At 38.6% G+C, this 15,259-nt stretch carries 15 protein-coding genes and 1 pseudogene; 4 read left to right on the plus strand and 12 right to left on the minus strand.

The genetic code is table 11. From position 1 onward, the window contains the following. Positions 1–3 precede the first annotated feature (3 nt). From ES948_RS11215 to ES948_RS01820, 7 genes and pseudogenes are all read right to left on the minus strand, one after another. Positions 4–510, minus strand: coding sequence for a CZB domain-containing protein (locus ES948_RS11215; protein WP_425505064.1), 507 nt, complete (start codon positions 508–510; stop codon positions 4–6). Then, positions 484–1,332: pseudogene (locus ES948_RS11220) on the minus strand (methyl-accepting chemotaxis protein); the annotation flags it as partial. The gene ES948_RS11215 and the pseudogene ES948_RS11220, both read right to left, overlap by 27 nt. Continuing rightward, positions 1,329–1,880 (minus strand): PAS domain-containing protein, encoded by a 552-nt coding sequence (locus ES948_RS01800; RefSeq protein WP_152183215.1) that lies wholly within the window; start codon positions 1,878–1,880, stop codon positions 1,329–1,331. The pseudogene ES948_RS11220 and the gene ES948_RS01800, both read right to left, overlap by 4 nt. Before the next feature lie 142 nt (positions 1,881–2,022). After that, positions 2,023–3,204: an NAD(P)/FAD-dependent oxidoreductase gene (locus ES948_RS01805; RefSeq protein WP_152183216.1), complete on the minus strand. Its 1,182-nt coding sequence runs from the start codon at positions 3,202–3,204 to the stop codon at positions 2,023–2,025. A gap of 83 nt (positions 3,205–3,287) precedes the next feature. Beyond that, positions 3,288–4,163 (minus strand): DMT family transporter, encoded by an 876-nt coding sequence (locus ES948_RS01810; RefSeq protein WP_246153798.1) that lies wholly within the window; start codon positions 4,161–4,163, stop codon positions 3,288–3,290. Then, on the minus strand, positions 4,160–5,962 hold the full coding sequence (asnB, locus tag ES948_RS01815; RefSeq protein ID WP_152183217.1) for an asparagine synthase (glutamine-hydrolyzing): 1,803 nt from the start codon (positions 5,960–5,962) through the stop codon (positions 4,160–4,162). The genes ES948_RS01810 and asnB overlap by 4 nt, the downstream gene beginning before the upstream one ends. Continuing rightward, on the minus strand, positions 5,962–6,543 hold the full coding sequence (locus ES948_RS01820) for a class I SAM-dependent methyltransferase (protein WP_152183218.1): 582 nt from the start codon (positions 6,541–6,543) through the stop codon (positions 5,962–5,964). Before ES948_RS01820 ends, asnB begins: the two co-directional genes overlap by 1 nt. A gap of 51 nt (positions 6,544–6,594) precedes the next feature. Between ES948_RS01820 and ES948_RS01825 the strand changes: the two genes are divergently transcribed. The 3 genes from ES948_RS01825 (at position 6,595) to ES948_RS01835 (ending at position 9,068) form a co-directional block, all read left to right on the plus strand. Then, positions 6,595–7,470, plus strand: a complete 876-nt coding sequence (locus tag ES948_RS01825; protein ID WP_152183219.1) for a ketopantoate reductase family protein — start codon at positions 6,595–6,597, stop codon at positions 7,468–7,470. Between the two features lie 24 nt (positions 7,471–7,494). After that, positions 7,495–8,022 (plus strand): peptide-methionine (S)-S-oxide reductase MsrA, encoded by a 528-nt coding sequence (gene msrA / locus ES948_RS01830; RefSeq protein WP_152183220.1) that lies wholly within the window; start codon positions 7,495–7,497, stop codon positions 8,020–8,022. A gap of 92 nt (positions 8,023–8,114) precedes the next feature. After that, on the plus strand, positions 8,115–9,068 hold the full coding sequence (locus ES948_RS01835; RefSeq protein WP_152183221.1) for an NAD(P)-binding domain-containing protein: 954 nt from the start codon (positions 8,115–8,117) through the stop codon (positions 9,066–9,068). Here ES948_RS01835 and ES948_RS01840 read toward each other — a convergent pair. The 5 genes from ES948_RS01840 to topA are packed head-to-tail and all read right to left on the minus strand — an operon-like array spanning position 9,065 to position 14,177. Further along, on the minus strand, positions 9,065–9,397 hold the full coding sequence (locus ES948_RS01840; RefSeq protein ID WP_152183222.1) for an AMMECR1 domain-containing protein: 333 nt from the start codon (positions 9,395–9,397) through the stop codon (positions 9,065–9,067). The genes ES948_RS01835 and ES948_RS01840 overlap by 4 nt on opposite strands. Further along, positions 9,394–10,572: a cation:proton antiporter gene (locus ES948_RS01845; RefSeq protein WP_152183223.1), complete on the minus strand. Its 1,179-nt coding sequence runs from the start codon at positions 10,570–10,572 to the stop codon at positions 9,394–9,396. The genes ES948_RS01840 and ES948_RS01845 overlap by 4 nt, the downstream gene beginning before the upstream one ends. A gap of 4 nt (positions 10,573–10,576) precedes the next feature. After that, on the minus strand, positions 10,577–11,425 hold the full coding sequence (locus ES948_RS01850; protein ID WP_152183224.1) for a biotin synthase: 849 nt from the start codon (positions 11,423–11,425) through the stop codon (positions 10,577–10,579). 5 nt (positions 11,426–11,430) lie between these two features. After that, positions 11,431–11,943, minus strand: coding sequence for a YfcE family phosphodiesterase (locus ES948_RS01855; protein ID WP_152183225.1), 513 nt, complete (start codon positions 11,941–11,943; stop codon positions 11,431–11,433). A 2-nt stretch (positions 11,944–11,945) separates the two neighbouring features. Then, positions 11,946–14,177 (minus strand): type I DNA topoisomerase, encoded by a 2,232-nt coding sequence (topA, locus tag ES948_RS01860; protein ID WP_152183226.1) that lies wholly within the window; start codon positions 14,175–14,177, stop codon positions 11,946–11,948. Positions 14,178–14,384: 207 nt separating this feature from the next. Between topA and ES948_RS01865 the strand changes: the two genes are divergently transcribed. After that, positions 14,385–15,194, plus strand: a complete 810-nt coding sequence (locus ES948_RS01865; protein WP_152183227.1) for a flagellin N-terminal helical domain-containing protein — start codon at positions 14,385–14,387, stop codon at positions 15,192–15,194. Positions 15,195–15,259: the final 65 nt, after the last annotated feature.

The following is a 15,259-nucleotide window of genomic DNA, read 5'->3' on the forward strand; positions in this document are numbered from 1 at the left end:
TTTTTAGGCTACAACATTACTCATATTGATGTTATCACCTAACTCTTCTACTAATTGATCCATAAGAGAAAACATTATATTGGAGTGCTCTTCAGCCTTTTTAAATCTATTGACAATTTCATCTTTTGAATCACTTTTTGCCATACATCCTCCTCTAAGCGCACAGTCAAGATTTTCATTGATAAGATTATGGAACTCTTCATGATGTATTTGTATCTTTTTAAAGGTTTGGTTGTCTCCAAAGATTTTCATTCCCTGGTTGTAGTACCAAGAACCAAAACCACAATGGTGAGAATCTTTTTTTAACTCCTGGGTTACTGTACCGTTGACAACGGCAGAGTAAGCATTTGATTTAAAGATGATGTGATGAATTTTGTAATTTGCAAGGAAAAGGGCGAAACTGCTTTTATTGGACTCTTTTGATGTTGCATCCATATCAGCGTTAAGCTGACTCATTGTATCAGAGAAGTTATCCATTGTTTCATTTGCACTTGTTGCGATACTGCGCATGTTTGCAGCATTTTCGGAGATACCGCTTGATTGTTGTTGGAGATTTTGGATGGTAATACTAATCTCTCCTGTTGCTTTGGTTGTTCTCTCTGCAAGTTTTCGTACTTCATCGGCAACAACGGCAAAACCACGCCCATGCTCACCGGCACGTGCAGCTTCGATGGCAGCATTAAGTGCAAGTAGATTTGTCTGGTCTGCAATATCTTTGATGAGATTAACGACATTGGTAATCTCATTGACATTTTCATCCATCAACTCAATCGCTTGTGTTGTATCTACGACAAGATTGTTAAGCTCTGAAATCTCTTGAGTTGTTGCAGAGACCGCTTCATAACTGACTCTTGTTGATTCAGTTGCATGAGAAGTAAGTTCTGTTACTCTTACAAAAGCATCTTTTGTTTTGTTGATGTCAGCTGTAATCATATCAAGGTTGCCTTTCATACCACCATTGAGTTGATTAAACTCTGTTGATAAAAGCCCCATCAGTTTGTAACGCTCATTTGCTTTCATAGAAGCAATGGCCTTTTGAATCTCTTTTGCAGTTGCGCTAAATTCACCGTGAAGTCCTTCAGGGAACATATGCCTGTACATTTTTCCATCTGTGATGGCTTGAATGGTATAGCGTGTCTCACGCAGTATGACCTCCATCTGATCAAGTGAGTTATTGATGTTCCAGGCAATTTTCTCCAGCGGGGACTCTTTTTTATCAAGGATAACTCTCGAAGAGAGCTTGCCATTTTCTACGTCTCTGAGTACAGAAGCTATCTGTGTCATTAGTTCTGTTTCATTGGTACTCTTATTATTGAATGAAAAAAGAGTCATAAGGTAGCTCCTAATTGTAAGTTTATGATAAATTCTGCATAGTCAAGCTGATGTTCTTTAAGCAGCTCATCCAGTATCTTTTGTGATGCCTCTACACCGCCGCTATGTTCAGCTTCAAGGAGTTGTTTGTAGATAGGAGTGATGATATCTATGGCAGATTGTGGCATCTTTCTTCTTACAGATGTATAGCTTACAATGTTGCCGTGTGTATCTACATCTGCTGTGATATAGGCAAATACCCAATAATACCCTCCATCAGCACAAAGATTTTTTACAAAGCCGAAAAATTCATCTTTTTGCTGTATCAAATCCCATACAAGTTTAAATGCTAGCTTTGGCATGTCAGGGTGACGGATGAGGTTGTGATTTGCTCCGACTAAATCAGCAGGAGGGTAGCCTGCCATTTTCGCAAAAATTTCATTGCAGTAGATTATACGACCTTTTGTATCTGTCTTGGAGATAATAAAGTCATTAGCACCTAAAACTTTTTCGTTATTAGTAATGTTTTTTGGAGCATCAAGTTTCGAGAGACTTTTTTGTAGTGCCATATGTTTTCCTGCTTTATATAAAAGTGAGACATTATAACAAATAGTTAAGGTAATTTTTATTGAATAAATATCTTTTTGTTAAGGGGGGGGTAAAAGAAGATATTGTAACAAAATGAAACATATTAATTTATGTTATATATTTTTACATGCCGGGAATTCTTGGTATCTTTCCCAATTTGGAGTTACGGCAGTAAAGACCCCATGCTTTTTTCATCCAGTGTCCGATGAAAGGCATCGGCAACATAAAAGCACGTTTTTCATCTCTATAAACAAAAGCAGCACCATCACCACTGTCCATAACACACAAAATATTAAGGTGTTGATTATAACCTTTAAAATCTGAACCACCGCTATCGCGTTGCTCAATATTATGGGCCGCATTTTTTGCCATGACCTCTGCAATATGCCCCTGTTTTGCTCTCCAGTCATAGCCTTCAAGAGCTGCTACATCACCAATAGCATAGATGTTGCTCATTGTGCCGTCTTCGTTTAAAACACAAGAGGTGTCATCAGTCTTTACAAAACCTGCCTCATTTTGTGGTAGGTCTGAATTTTTGATAACATCATGTCCGTCACCTGCAGGGATAAACATCATAAAGTCAGCTTCAAGTTTGCTGTTATCTTCAAAAACAACACCATCTTTTTCAAACTCTACTATCTTTTTGCCAAAGTGTTTGTTAATATCTAGTTTTGTAAAGAAAACATCCATCATCTTAAGTGCCTGTGGTCCCATTCTTTTGCCTGGTTCTGCCATCGGAGCAAAGAAAGTCAACTCAAACTTATCACGGATACCTTTTTTCTTAAGTAGGTTGTGTACATTAAAAAGCAGTTCAAACCCAGGTCCGCCACGTACTGCGGAGGAGTCTTTAGGATTTCCTCCAAATCCCATAGCAATTTTTCCACTTCCTTTTTCAATAAGTTTGTCAATTTCATCACGGATAGCAAGAGCCTGCTCAGGTGCACCACAGATCGAGAGAGTATTTTCTACACCCTTTGGTTTCATTTTGGATGCACCGATACCAATGATGAGATAATCATAATCATTCAGTACTTTACCACTTGCTAAGGTCACAGAGTTCTCAGCTTTTGAGATAGCCTCTACCGCATCGATAATAAGTTCAAATCCATGTGCACGCTGCAACTCCTTTAAGTCTACACAAACATCTTTGAATTCACTCTCACGTGTTGGAACCCAGATGGAAGTAGGGTAGATATAAAAGTACTCTCTGTCACTTACAAGTGTAACATTGTAACCCATTTTTGTAAGATATGTTGCAGCATCAACACCCGCAAATCCACCACCTAAAACAAGTACTTTCTTCATGGATAATCCTTTTATTATCAAATTTTATAAAAAATATTACAGTAATTGATGTTAAAAATACATTAAACAGGTTAATTTTATCGTCAATTTTCTTTCTTATTGATAAAGTAGACTGCAAGCATAGAGACCCCACCACCGATGATAATGTGCAGCTGCATTGGTTCGTCCAAGATAAGCCAGGCAGAAAAAAGTGCAAAAAGTGGTACCAAAAACATAAAAGAGCTGGTTTTCTCACTCCCTAGTTTTCCACTTGCAATAAAAAAGATAGTCGTAGCAATGGCTTGTCCAAAGACAGCGAGGTAGATCATCGCACTCCAAAACTCTACTCCTTGATGAAAGACACTAAGAGGCGCAGAATCTTTTGCATAGTAAAATGTCACTATAGTAGCAATAAGTGAGATGGCAAAACTGTAGTGGATAGGGTGAATATGTTTTTGTGAATGTTGCGAGAGAAGAGTGACTCCTGCCCATATTGTAGCACAGAGTAAAAAGTATAGATTTGATGAGCTCAAGAAGTGTGAAAAATCACCCAGCTCTAAAAGAATATATCCACCCATCAAACCTAAAATAAGTCCAAAATATTGTTTAGTACGCAGTCGTTTACGAAAAAGTATGGCCACAAGTAAAAAGGTCATGATAGGGCTAAAAGTGGTAATGATGACACTTCCGGCTCCTGCATAACCATATTTGATACCCATAAAAGAAGAGATCATAAAGGAGATGTTTAAAACAGAACTGCCAAAGATATACTTCAAACTGTGCATATCAAGTTTGAATGGGATACGGATAAAGTAGAGAATCGGTAAAAATGCCAGACTCATCAGAAAAAATCGCCAAAATATAATGACATCCATTGGAAGATTATAGGTAAGTATTTTGAGTGCTGTCCAGCCTCCACCCCAAAAGAACATTGCAAGCAGCATAAGATAGGTGAAGTGTTTCTCCCCAATATTTTTCACAGCAGTTCTCTTTCTATCCAGTGGGAGAGCACATAAAGGCCCCATACATGTTGTTTAAATCTGCCGCTTCGGGCACGCTGAATGTATTCTTGTAAAATCTCCTCTTTAAACATGCCTGTTTGTTTATTGACCGTTTCTATAAGCGCAACACGACCACTGTTATAGAGATACTCTCCATAAGGGTTTGAGAATCCTTTTTTCTTGCGTGAGAGAATATTTGGAGGAAGTTTATCCTGGAGCATATCTTTGAGTAGCCCTTTTGTGATACCATCTTGGTAACGAAGGGAGGGTGCAACACTAAAGAGAAGCTCTACAAACTTATGGTCCAAAAAGGGTGTACGTGATTCAATGGAGTGTGCCATACTGACACGATCCAGTTTTGCAAGAAAGTGCTCTGCCTGAAAGTGTTGCAGGTCTGCATAGGAAAACCAGATAGACTCATCAGAATGTGATGAAGATTCAAAACGCTCACGCATTTGCTTGAGGTATAAAAACCCATCTCCGTCACGAATATTTCTCTTCATTAAGATGTTCTTTTGCATATCGGTAAACTTTTCACTTGAAGTTCGAAAGATAACCTCCCCTTCAAAAGCCCGCTTGTACCACTCCCACTCACGATTCATACTAAAGTTGGAACGAAAATATTTTTTGAGCCAGTTTTTATGAAATACTTTTTTGGCTGCTTCCATCTCAAGATATTCAAAATACTGCCTATAGCCCAAAAAGAGTTCATCACTCCCCTCTCCACTGAGAACTACTCGAAAGCCATCTTTTTTAATGTGAGAAAAGAGATGATGAAGTGGGATGGCTGCCGGGTCATTAAGCGGCTCGTCAAGTGTTTCAAAAACAGTGTCGATTGTGTCAATATACGCTTTTTTGCTCAGTTCAATCTGGATATTTTCTATACCTAAAAGTTTTGCACTCTCTTTAGCGTTTGAGCGTTCATCATATTTACCGAAATTTTCAAATCCCAAAGTATAGCTGACAAGTGGTCTGCCGAATCTTTTTGCATAAAAGTTCAGTGTCGCACTGTCAATGCCTCCACTAAGTAGTGCTGCCATAGGTGCATCACTCTCAAGACGCAAGGCTATAGACTCTTCTAAAGATTGCGTGAGCTTTGTGATAGCTTCTTCTTTAGAGTGAATTTGATTGGCTTGCGTATTTAAGATATCATAGTAAGTTTTTACGGTAACGTGATTGTTCTCTACTGTAAGCATCTCTGAGGGAGCGAGTTTTTTAATCTTTTTGTAAAAAGTGTGGGGTGCAGTAGGGGCAAGATAGCTCAGATAAGAAGAGAGCGCATCATAAGAGAGCTCTTTTTTCTTTAGAAATGGCGTGAGTGCCTTTATCTCTGAAGCAAAATAAAAACTGTTACCCTCTTGGAGATAAAAGAGTGGTTTTTTCCCAAGTCTGTCACGAAAAAGGTAGAGTTTTTCTCCATCGAGCAGGGCTATGGCGAACATACCTCGAAGATGTTCTACAAAGGAAACTCCCCATTTAAGGTAAGCGGCTATGATAACTTCAGAATCACTCTGTGTCTGAAAGTCAAAGTTTAATCCTTCTCTCAGCTCTTTAAAGTTATAGATCTCACCATTGAAAGAGAGTAGTATCTCTTTGTGCTTGAGAGGCTGATGGCTTCTTGTGTGTGTATCTGTTATAGAGAGGCGTTGATGTGCAAAAAAAAGATTTTTTCTTCGCTCGATACCGCAAAAATCAGGTCCACGATGGGAGAGTTTGCCAAGAGCATATTTTGCCTGTGCATCATCATATTCACCTAAAATTCCAAAAATTGCACACATTACTTGAAAAATCCTACAGTGATATCGTTGTTGATATAATCCTCACGCAGAAGAACTTTTTTTACCTTGAGTGCTGTTGCCATCTCTGTAATTTTTTCTTTTGGAAGGTAGTTATATGTTTGTGAGTTGTCTTCTGCGCATAAGATATTGAAGATAAAAGCTTTTTTGGAAGCCGTAAAACAGTTGTTTATAAAGAGATTTGTCTCAAAAGGCGTTAAAACATTCATCGCCCCGCTGCATATAACATAATCACTCACAGGAACTTCTGTGTTTGTTATATCTGCGTGAAGTATCTCTTGGTCTGTTTTTTTCTTTGCTATTGCACACATTGTATTAAGAGAGTCAATACCTCTGTATTTGTTTGGAAGCTTACCATTGTTTTGCAGGTAGCTATAGAAGTCACTAAAACCACAACCTGCATCTGTAAGTGAGTACTCGGCTAAATTATCCGGAAGCAGCTCACAAATAACATCAAAACGAATCTGTTGATGAGCAAAACTCAGCCAGCAGACCCCCTGAGGAGTTAGTCCATGCTTTTTAATTGCGTTATTGTAAAAATCTTCACTTGCAATACGTGGCATACTTCTCCTTTTTAGTGATGCTATTATATAATAATTCAAAGGAAAATAAGTATGAGAGTAGCAGTAATTGGACTAGGCGGTGTTGGTGGGTATTTGGCAGCTTCATTCACAAAAGCAGGTATCGATGTTATTGGTTTTGGACGAGGAGAGCATCTAGGTACAATTCAAAAGCATGGACTTACTGTCAAAGAGGATAGTGTAGAGTGGAATGTGGCTATCGATGCCAGAGAGCTGCGTGAGGCAGAGGGTATTTTTGATGTTGTACTCTTCTGTGTAAAAAGTTATGATCTGCTGCAGAGTTATAAAGGTATTGCTCCATGTATAAATGATGAGAGTCTGCTTATCTCTTTTGCAAATGGTGTAGATAACGGTGATAAGCTGCGAGATATCTCTCACGCAAGGGTACTTGAGGGTGCGATATATATTCTTTCACATATTGAGAGTCCAGGTGTCATTCGTAAAAAGGGTAAGGTTTTCGCTGCTGTTTTTGGAGGTGACAAGGAAGCAGCTGAGGTTTTAGCTTCACTTTTTGAAAAAGCAGAATTGCGTTATAAAACTGTTGATGATATAAAGACCGCACTATGGAAAAAGTATATTTTCATTGCTGCATTTGCCACACTTACATCGTACTATGACAAGCCAATAGCATATATCTATAAAGAGCACTATGATGAGACAAAAGAAGTTTTAGAGGAGATAGCAGCTGTGGCAAAAAGTTATGGAATAAACATTGATGATGAAGTGCAAAAAGCACTTGATACTGCTTCTAAACTTCCAGCCGATGCTTCAACATCAATGCATTTTGATTTTCAAAACAAGAAACGTACTGAGTTAGAGAGTCTTAGCGGATATATAGCAAAAAACAAAGCTGTAAAAACACCTTTAATGGAAAAAATGTATCAAACATTAAGCACAAAGCGGAGATAATGAAGTAAAAAAAGAGAGTAATTCATGAGAAAAGAGCGAATAGTATTAGGTGGTGGGTGTTTTTGGTGTATTGAAGCAGTTTATAGAAATGTAAAAGGGGTGCTCTCCGCAGTGAGTGCTTATACAGGTGGTGCAAGACCAAATCCGACCTATGAGAATGTCTGTTCCGGTGCAACGGGCCATGCGGAAGTAGTTGACATTAGCTATGATGCAGATGTTATAAGTTTATCTGAGATTTTGGATATTTTCTTTGTCATTCACGACCCGACGACACTGAACCAACAGGGTGCCGATAAAGGAACACAATATCGCTCTGTTATTTATTATGCTAATGAAGATGAGAAAAAAGTCATTGAAGAGTCCATTGAAAAACATCAAGCAGAGTTTGCTGATAAAATTGTAACTGAGGTAAGTCCTTTGGGTGAGGTTTACCCAGCTGAGCCATATCATCAGAACTATTATAATCTTAATTCACAGCAGGGATATTGTCAAGTTGTCATTGCCCCAAAACTACAAAAGTTTATGATGCAGTTTCCAGAGCAGCTTATTTAGGGATTTCTTAATAGTTATATGACATTAACTCTAAAATATGCTAAACTTGTTCATCAAAGAGTAAGAGGGATTTGAAAAACTAGGAGTTATAGATGAATGAAATTTATGAATTGGCTATTGTCGGTGCAGGACCTGCAGGAATTGCAACTGCTGTTGAGAGTTATCTTCAGGGTGTGAGAAATATCATACTTCTTGAAAAAGATGAAAATCATAATTCAACCATACGAAAGTATTATAAAGACAACAAGCGTGTTGATGTTGAGTGGAAAGGTCAAAAAGTTGAACTTGATGGCAATATCTACTTTATAGATGGTACAAAAGAGACAACACTCGATTTTTTTGATGAGATTCTTAAAAATCACTCTGTTGAGTTGCAAACGCATGTTGAAGTGACAGGTATTGAGAAAAAAGATGGCTATTTTGAAGTGCATATGGCTGGAAAAAGCATTAAGGCAAAATATGTCGTCGTCACCATTGGCCGTATGGGAAAACCAAATAAACCAAGTTATAAGATTCCACCTGCTATTCGTAAAAAAGTGAACTATACAACAGATGAGTGTGGGAGTGGCGAGAAGATTTTAGTTGTTGGTGGAGGAGACAGTGCGGTTGAGTATGCAGTTGACTTGAGTGCTAACAATGATGTGGCAATCTGTTATCGCCGGGAGACATTCCGTCGTGCAAATCCGACAAATCAAAGAGATATCGCCAATGCTATAGCACATAATGAAGTCCGTCCTATCTTAGGTGTAAACATTGATGGGCTTGAAGCTACAGAAGATGGGAGGATAAAAGTACTTTTTTCTGAGATTGAACCGGAAATCTATGACAGAGTTATCTATGCAATCGGAGGGACAACACCAAGTGCTTTTCTTTCAAGCTCAGGCATCAAAGAAGAAGATGGCAAACCGGTCCATGATGAGCATTATGAGACGAATGTAGAAGGCCTCTTTGTAGCAGGTGACATCACACAGGAGAGTGGAGGAAGTATTGCTCTTGGATTAAATCACGGTTATGCTATAGCGTGCCATATTAAACATTGCTGTTAAGCTCTATGGGAGATAACTCCCTCCGGTGTTTGGAGGGAGATTTCTATCTCGATTTCAAAATACTCACTGAGTGTAAGCGGCGTGAAGTTTATATCTTCAAAAGCCGCTTTTTTTGCTCCTACTACGATATTGTCAAGTAGTGAGAGATGCGCCATATCCTCATAATAGCCACGTAGTTCATCATCCAAAAAAATCTTAAGCGTTATCGGCAGTGTTTCACCTAAAAGTGGATACTCTTTTAAAAGTGCCTTTTTATCTATACTGTTTTTTGACTGCAGGACTTCGATGATAGAGTCATGAGCCAGTTGAATAAGAAGCGGATGATTCATGCGAGACTCTTTTGCTCTTCTTTACTTTTGTAAATATTAATGAGCTTGATCATAATCATAACACTGATGACTTGAAAGAGGGCCGCTAAAATGAAGGCATAGTAGTGTAGTTTATCAATTGAGTTGGCAGTGTAGGCAAGTGTTGCCATCGCGATAAGAAGCGTAAGCGGCATTGCATGAGAGAGACCAAGTAAAAGAGAATCCCAAACTCCTAAGTCTTTGATAAAAACCAAAGAGGCGAAAACACGCATCAAAATCATAACAACGGTAATAATGACTGCCTTTTCAATAAGTCCAGTAAGTAAAAGTGCATCCAAGTTAAATGAGCTTCCAATGTGAATAAAAAAGATAGGAATCAAAAGTCCAAAACCAAAAGAGGCGAGTTTTTCAGGAAGCTCATGTTTATGCTCAAAAAAAGTTGGGATGAAGATACCAGCCAAGAAAGCCCCAAATGCAAGCTCAAGATGCAGGTAGAGCATAGCCCCGACAAGTAGAAAAAAGATACCCATACTTAGACGAATATCTTGTTCTTTATTATCTTCATGTGGCATAAGTGCGAGTGAGACCTTTGGAAACCACCAAAAAAGTAGCTGCATCGCACGAAAAATAAGAAACATAAAAAAGATAAAGGCAATGAGCGCCATAATCGTTTGAAAAAGCCCAAGTCCAATACCAGACTGTAGAGCAGCTGAGGTAATTGTTAAAATCACGATACTTACTACTTCACCGATACCACCAACGGTCATCGAAAGTGTAATCCACGGGGTTTTACCATACTCTTTTGCCAAAGAAGCTACAAGCCCGACAGAGATAAGCGGCAGAAGCACCATAAAGATTTTTCCAAGATGAAACTGCATGGAAAAGGCGATGGAGAAGAGGTATAAAAAAGTCAGATAGAGTGCTACTTTTTTAATGGTGTGTGTTGGTGTTTTAAGTACGTTTTTAAGATTAATCTCTGTCCCGGCTATAAACATCAGGTATAAAAATCCAAGCTCCGCAACAATGTCAAAAAGGTGTTCATTATGTAAGAAACCGACATAACCAAGTAAAGAGCCTAAGATGATCTCAATAGGGGTAGTAGGGAGCTTGAGACTCTTTGCAATAAAAGGAGAGAACATAATGATAAGCGATATTGTTGTAATTAAAACAATGTTATCGCTTAGAGTTTGTGTCATAATCTTAGCCTGTTACACTCTTAGCAATGTCAAGTCCTAAAGAGTCTAGCATTTCAAGGTCTTTATTCATTGCTCTTCCAGCAGTTGTCAGGTAGTTACCGATGACAATGGAGTTCGCACCTGCATCAAAGATCTCATTTTGACGCTCACCAAACATAAGTTCACGTCCACCTGCAACCATAATACGCTGAGCTTGAGGAATCATCTGGCGTGTCAGCTTGATAAGTGAGAGTGCCTCATCGACTGTAAGCGGATTGGGTGAGAGTTGCAGTGCTTCATTGTGATGATAGAAGTTAATCGGTACAGAAGTAGGGTTCAGTGATGCTAGAGACTCTAGCATAGAGATTCTGTCCTCCTCGGACTCTCCAAGACCAAAGATTCCGCCGGTGATGAGAACCATACCCGCTTTATTTACATTTTGACAAGTCTCATAACGCTCACTCCATGGGTGTGTTGTACAGATTTGTGGATAAAAGGCCTCACTGGTTTCAAGATTATGATTATAGGCTTTGATACCTGCTTCTTTTAAAACTAGAAGTTGCTCTAATGTTGCCGTCCCATTGCAGGCGATGAGGCGTAGTTGGGGTGCAACTTTTTGGACTGCGTGAGCCACTTCACAGACAAAGTTAAGTGTTTTATCGTTAAGTCCTTTGTCGGCAGTGACCAAGCAAAATCCAAGTGCTCCGTTATCTCGTGCTGCAATAGCTTCTTTTTGAATCTCTTCAATTGGTTTCTGTATGTAACGCTCGATATCTGCTTTATAGCGGACACTCTGTGAACAAAATTTACAATCTTCTTTACATGTACCGCTGTTAATATTACAGATGGAACATAAAAATATCTTTTTATCCACTATTTTTACCTTTTAAATTCATAACTCTTCTTGAGAGAAAACTCATCTTTTTTCTTTTGAGTATAGTAGTTTACTATAAATTTGTTTGATTTAACTTCAAGTATGGCACACTCCGAGAGTGCTTTTTTCCTTGCACAAACTTCACCGGGGTTAAGATAAAGTGACCCACCTTTAAACTCTACTTCAAACTGATGTGTATGTCCAAAGATGATAACTTCTGCATCAGGTGTCATATAAAATGGAAGATGCATTAGTTTGAAAGTAGTCTCTGCAAGTTTGAAATAGTAAGGTTCTTGAACAAGATGATAATTGTTGTGATGGTGCACTAAATGAGCATCATTATTTCCATAGACTGCGATGTAGCGTTTACCACAGTTTGCTAGAAGCTCAAGTATCTCATGTTCAACGATATCACCAGCATGAATGATAAACTCAGCTCCATTTTCTACAAGAAAATCAAGGGCTTTTTTTGCCTTGTTGATTTTAGAGTGGGTATCTGAGAGCAGACCTATCTTCATAACTATTTTTGCTCGTCTATCTCTTGGCGTGGAGTACGTGCTTTACATTTGACACACTCATATACTTCTTTGTTTCTGTATGTACGTGGTGCTAAAACACCAGAACAATCCTTCTCTTTACATTTGATAGTAGTTGGTTCAAACTTAGAGATAAATTTACAATCAGGATAGTTCTCACATCCCCAAAAAGGTCCTCTACGTGAGTTTTTAAGTGAAATTTTTCCACCACAGTCAGGACAAGGTGTCTCACTTACCTTTTCTTCAACATTTATGCTTTTTGTATTTTTACACTCTGGGTAGTTAGAACATGCTAAAAACTGACCGTTACGACCGTTTTTAACAATCATATCAGAACCACACTTCTCACATTTGTCTTCTGCGGTTTGTTCTTTTTTCTCTACCGGGTTCCCCTCTTCATCACACTGCTCTGTGTATTTACATTTAGGAAAGCCGCTACAGGCGATGAACTGGCCAAAACGACCTGAGCGAAGGAGCAGTTCCGAACCACATTTAGGACAGTTACGCCCTAACGGTTTAGCAACTTTAAGTGATACTATCTTCTCTTTTCCCTCTTCTATCTGTTTCATAAACTCTTCATAGAAGTCAATTAAAAGCTTTTGCCAATCCTCTTTACCTTCTGCAATCTCATCGAGTTTTTCCTCCATTGTTGCCGTAAAGTTGATATCTACAATGTTAGGAAAGTGTTTCTCTAAAATCTCTGTTACAGTAAAAGCAACTTCTGTAGGAATGATCTGTTTTTTCTCTATCGTCACATAAGTACGGTTTGAAAGTGTTGCAATTGTCGGTGCATAAGTTGATGGACGACCAACACCTTCGGTCTCAAGCTTTTTAATCAGACTAGCTTCTGAGTAACGTGCCGGAGGTTCCGTGAAATGCTGCTCTGGTTTGATGCTTTGAATCTCTGCTTTGTCACCCTCTTTGAGAGTTGGAAGGAGTTTATCTTTGTCTTCTGTACCTGTTACTGCATAAAAACCGTCAAAAATGAGTTTTCTACCACTTGCACGGTATTCATTTTCATTGCCTCTAAAGATGATACTTTGTTGCTCAAAAAGTGCATCTTCCATCTGACATGCCATAAAACGCTCATAGATAAGACGGTAGAGTTTTATCTCATCTGGTTTAAGATATTTTACTGCTACCTCTGGAGTAAACTGAAGCATAGTAGGGCGAATAGCCTCGTGAGCTTCTTGAGCACCTTTTGCTTTTTTCGTATAAACTTTCGGATTTTTCGGAAGATATTTTTTACCGTAACGATTCTCAATGATGCCGCGAACTGCACCAACAGCTTCGCTTGCGAGATTGAGTGAATCAGTTCTCATGTATGTGATGACCCCTGATGTACCATCTGGAGTTTTTACACCCTCATAGAGAGTTTGTGCAATCATCATCGTCTTTTTTGGAGTAAACCCGAGCTTACTAGATGCAGTCTGCTGCAGTGTTGAGGTCATAAATGGTGGAGGCGTCGAACTTTTTCTCTGTTTTGTCTCAATCTTTGCTATTGTAAAATCATCAGCTTTGACACTTGCTGTAATTGCATCAGCTTGTTCTTTGTTCTCTATAGAGAGTTTTGAGAGCTTTTTACCTTTATGCACGATGAGATTTGCATCGATGTTTGTTTTAAAAACAGTATCGATTGACCAGTACTCTTGTGGTACAAATGCTTTTATCTCACGTTCACGATCTACTACAAGTTTGAGTGTTGAACTCTGAACACGTCCACCACTAAGACCTTTTTGAATCTTTGAGGCCAAAAGAGGAGAGAGTTTATAACCTACTATACGATCAAGAAGACGACGAGCCTGTTGAGCATTTACCATTTTCATATCAATCTTGCGCGCAGACTCTAAAGCGTGTTTTATAGCACCTTTTGTAATCTCGTGAAAGACAATACGTGGTAGTTCCTCTGGATCTTTTTTGATTGCATGTGCAATATGCCACCCAATAGCTTCTCCTTCGCGATCCTCATCGGTCGCGATATAGATAGTATCAGCCTTTTTGGCTTTTTCGCGTATCTCTTTAACGGTTGGAGCATTCTCTTTTGCTACAGAGTATTTTGGAATGATTTGATGATGTTCTTCATCTATGGTGATTCCAAAACGGGATTTTGGCAGGTCGCGGATGTGCCCTTTTGATGCTATTACATCATAACCCTTGCCCAAAAAGTTCTTGATTGTACGAGCTTTAGCAGGTGATTCGACGATAATTAAGTTCAATACGTTCTTCCTATATATAGTATAGTGATTTGTTTTTTGATTGTGGAAGTGTACCTAAAAAATATAAAATTGTAAAAATTAAAAAAAATTTCTAAAATTTCTAAAGTTATTTTTTTGGCTGACGATATTGTTATAGTCTCGGGCAAGGATGCCTAAAGATAAATAAAAAATAAGAGTTTTTAACTCTTCCATAGAAAAGGATTTATTATGGGTTTTAGAATTAACACAAACATCGGTGCGATGGATGCGTGGCGTAATGCTACAATGAATAACATTCAGCTTGATAAAAGTTTGAATAGATTATCTTCAGGTTTAAGAATCAACCGTGCTGCTGATGATTCAGCTGGTTTGGCAATTGCTGATAAACTCTCAGCTCAGTCTCAAGGTCTGGGGCAAGCGATGAGAAATGCAAATGATGCAATCGGTCTTATTCAGACTGCTGATGGTGCATTGCAAGAGTATACAAATATTGCTCAGCGTATTAGAACACTTGCAGTTCAAGCTGCCAATGATACGCAAGATACTGCTTCAAGAAGCTATATCCAAACTGAGATTGATCGTCTTATCAGTTCTGCTAGCTTTATCAATACACAAACTAAATTTAATGGTAAATCTATCTTTACAGATAGTAGTTTTACTTTCCACGTTGGTGCTTATGAGGGTGAAGTTACAAAAACTACAATTGATTCTATGACAGCATCAAGTGTTTTAGGTTCTGCAAATGTTAGCGTTCAGTCTGCTGCTGAAGCGACAATCAGTGCAATGGATGGTGCAATTGCAACAATCGATACACTAAGAGCAAAATTAGGTGCTGCACAAAACCAACTTGAATCTACAGTTAGAAATAACTCTATAGCACAAGTTAATATTACTGCTGCTGAATCTCAAATTCGTGATGTTGACTTTGCTGCTGAGTCTGCAAACTTCAACAAAAGAAATATCTTAGCACAATCTGGTTCATATGCAATGAGTCAGGCGAATGCTGTACAACAAAACGTGCTTAGATTATTACAGTAGTAATAATCGCTAAAACAAGGCTTTAGCCTTGTGAGCAAGTTTCTTTAGAAAATGTACTTCGTCTA

Source organism: Sulfurimonas indica, assembly GCF_009192995.1.
Lineage (GTDB): Bacteria > Campylobacterota > Campylobacteria > Campylobacterales > Sulfurimonadaceae > Sulfurimonas > Sulfurimonas indica.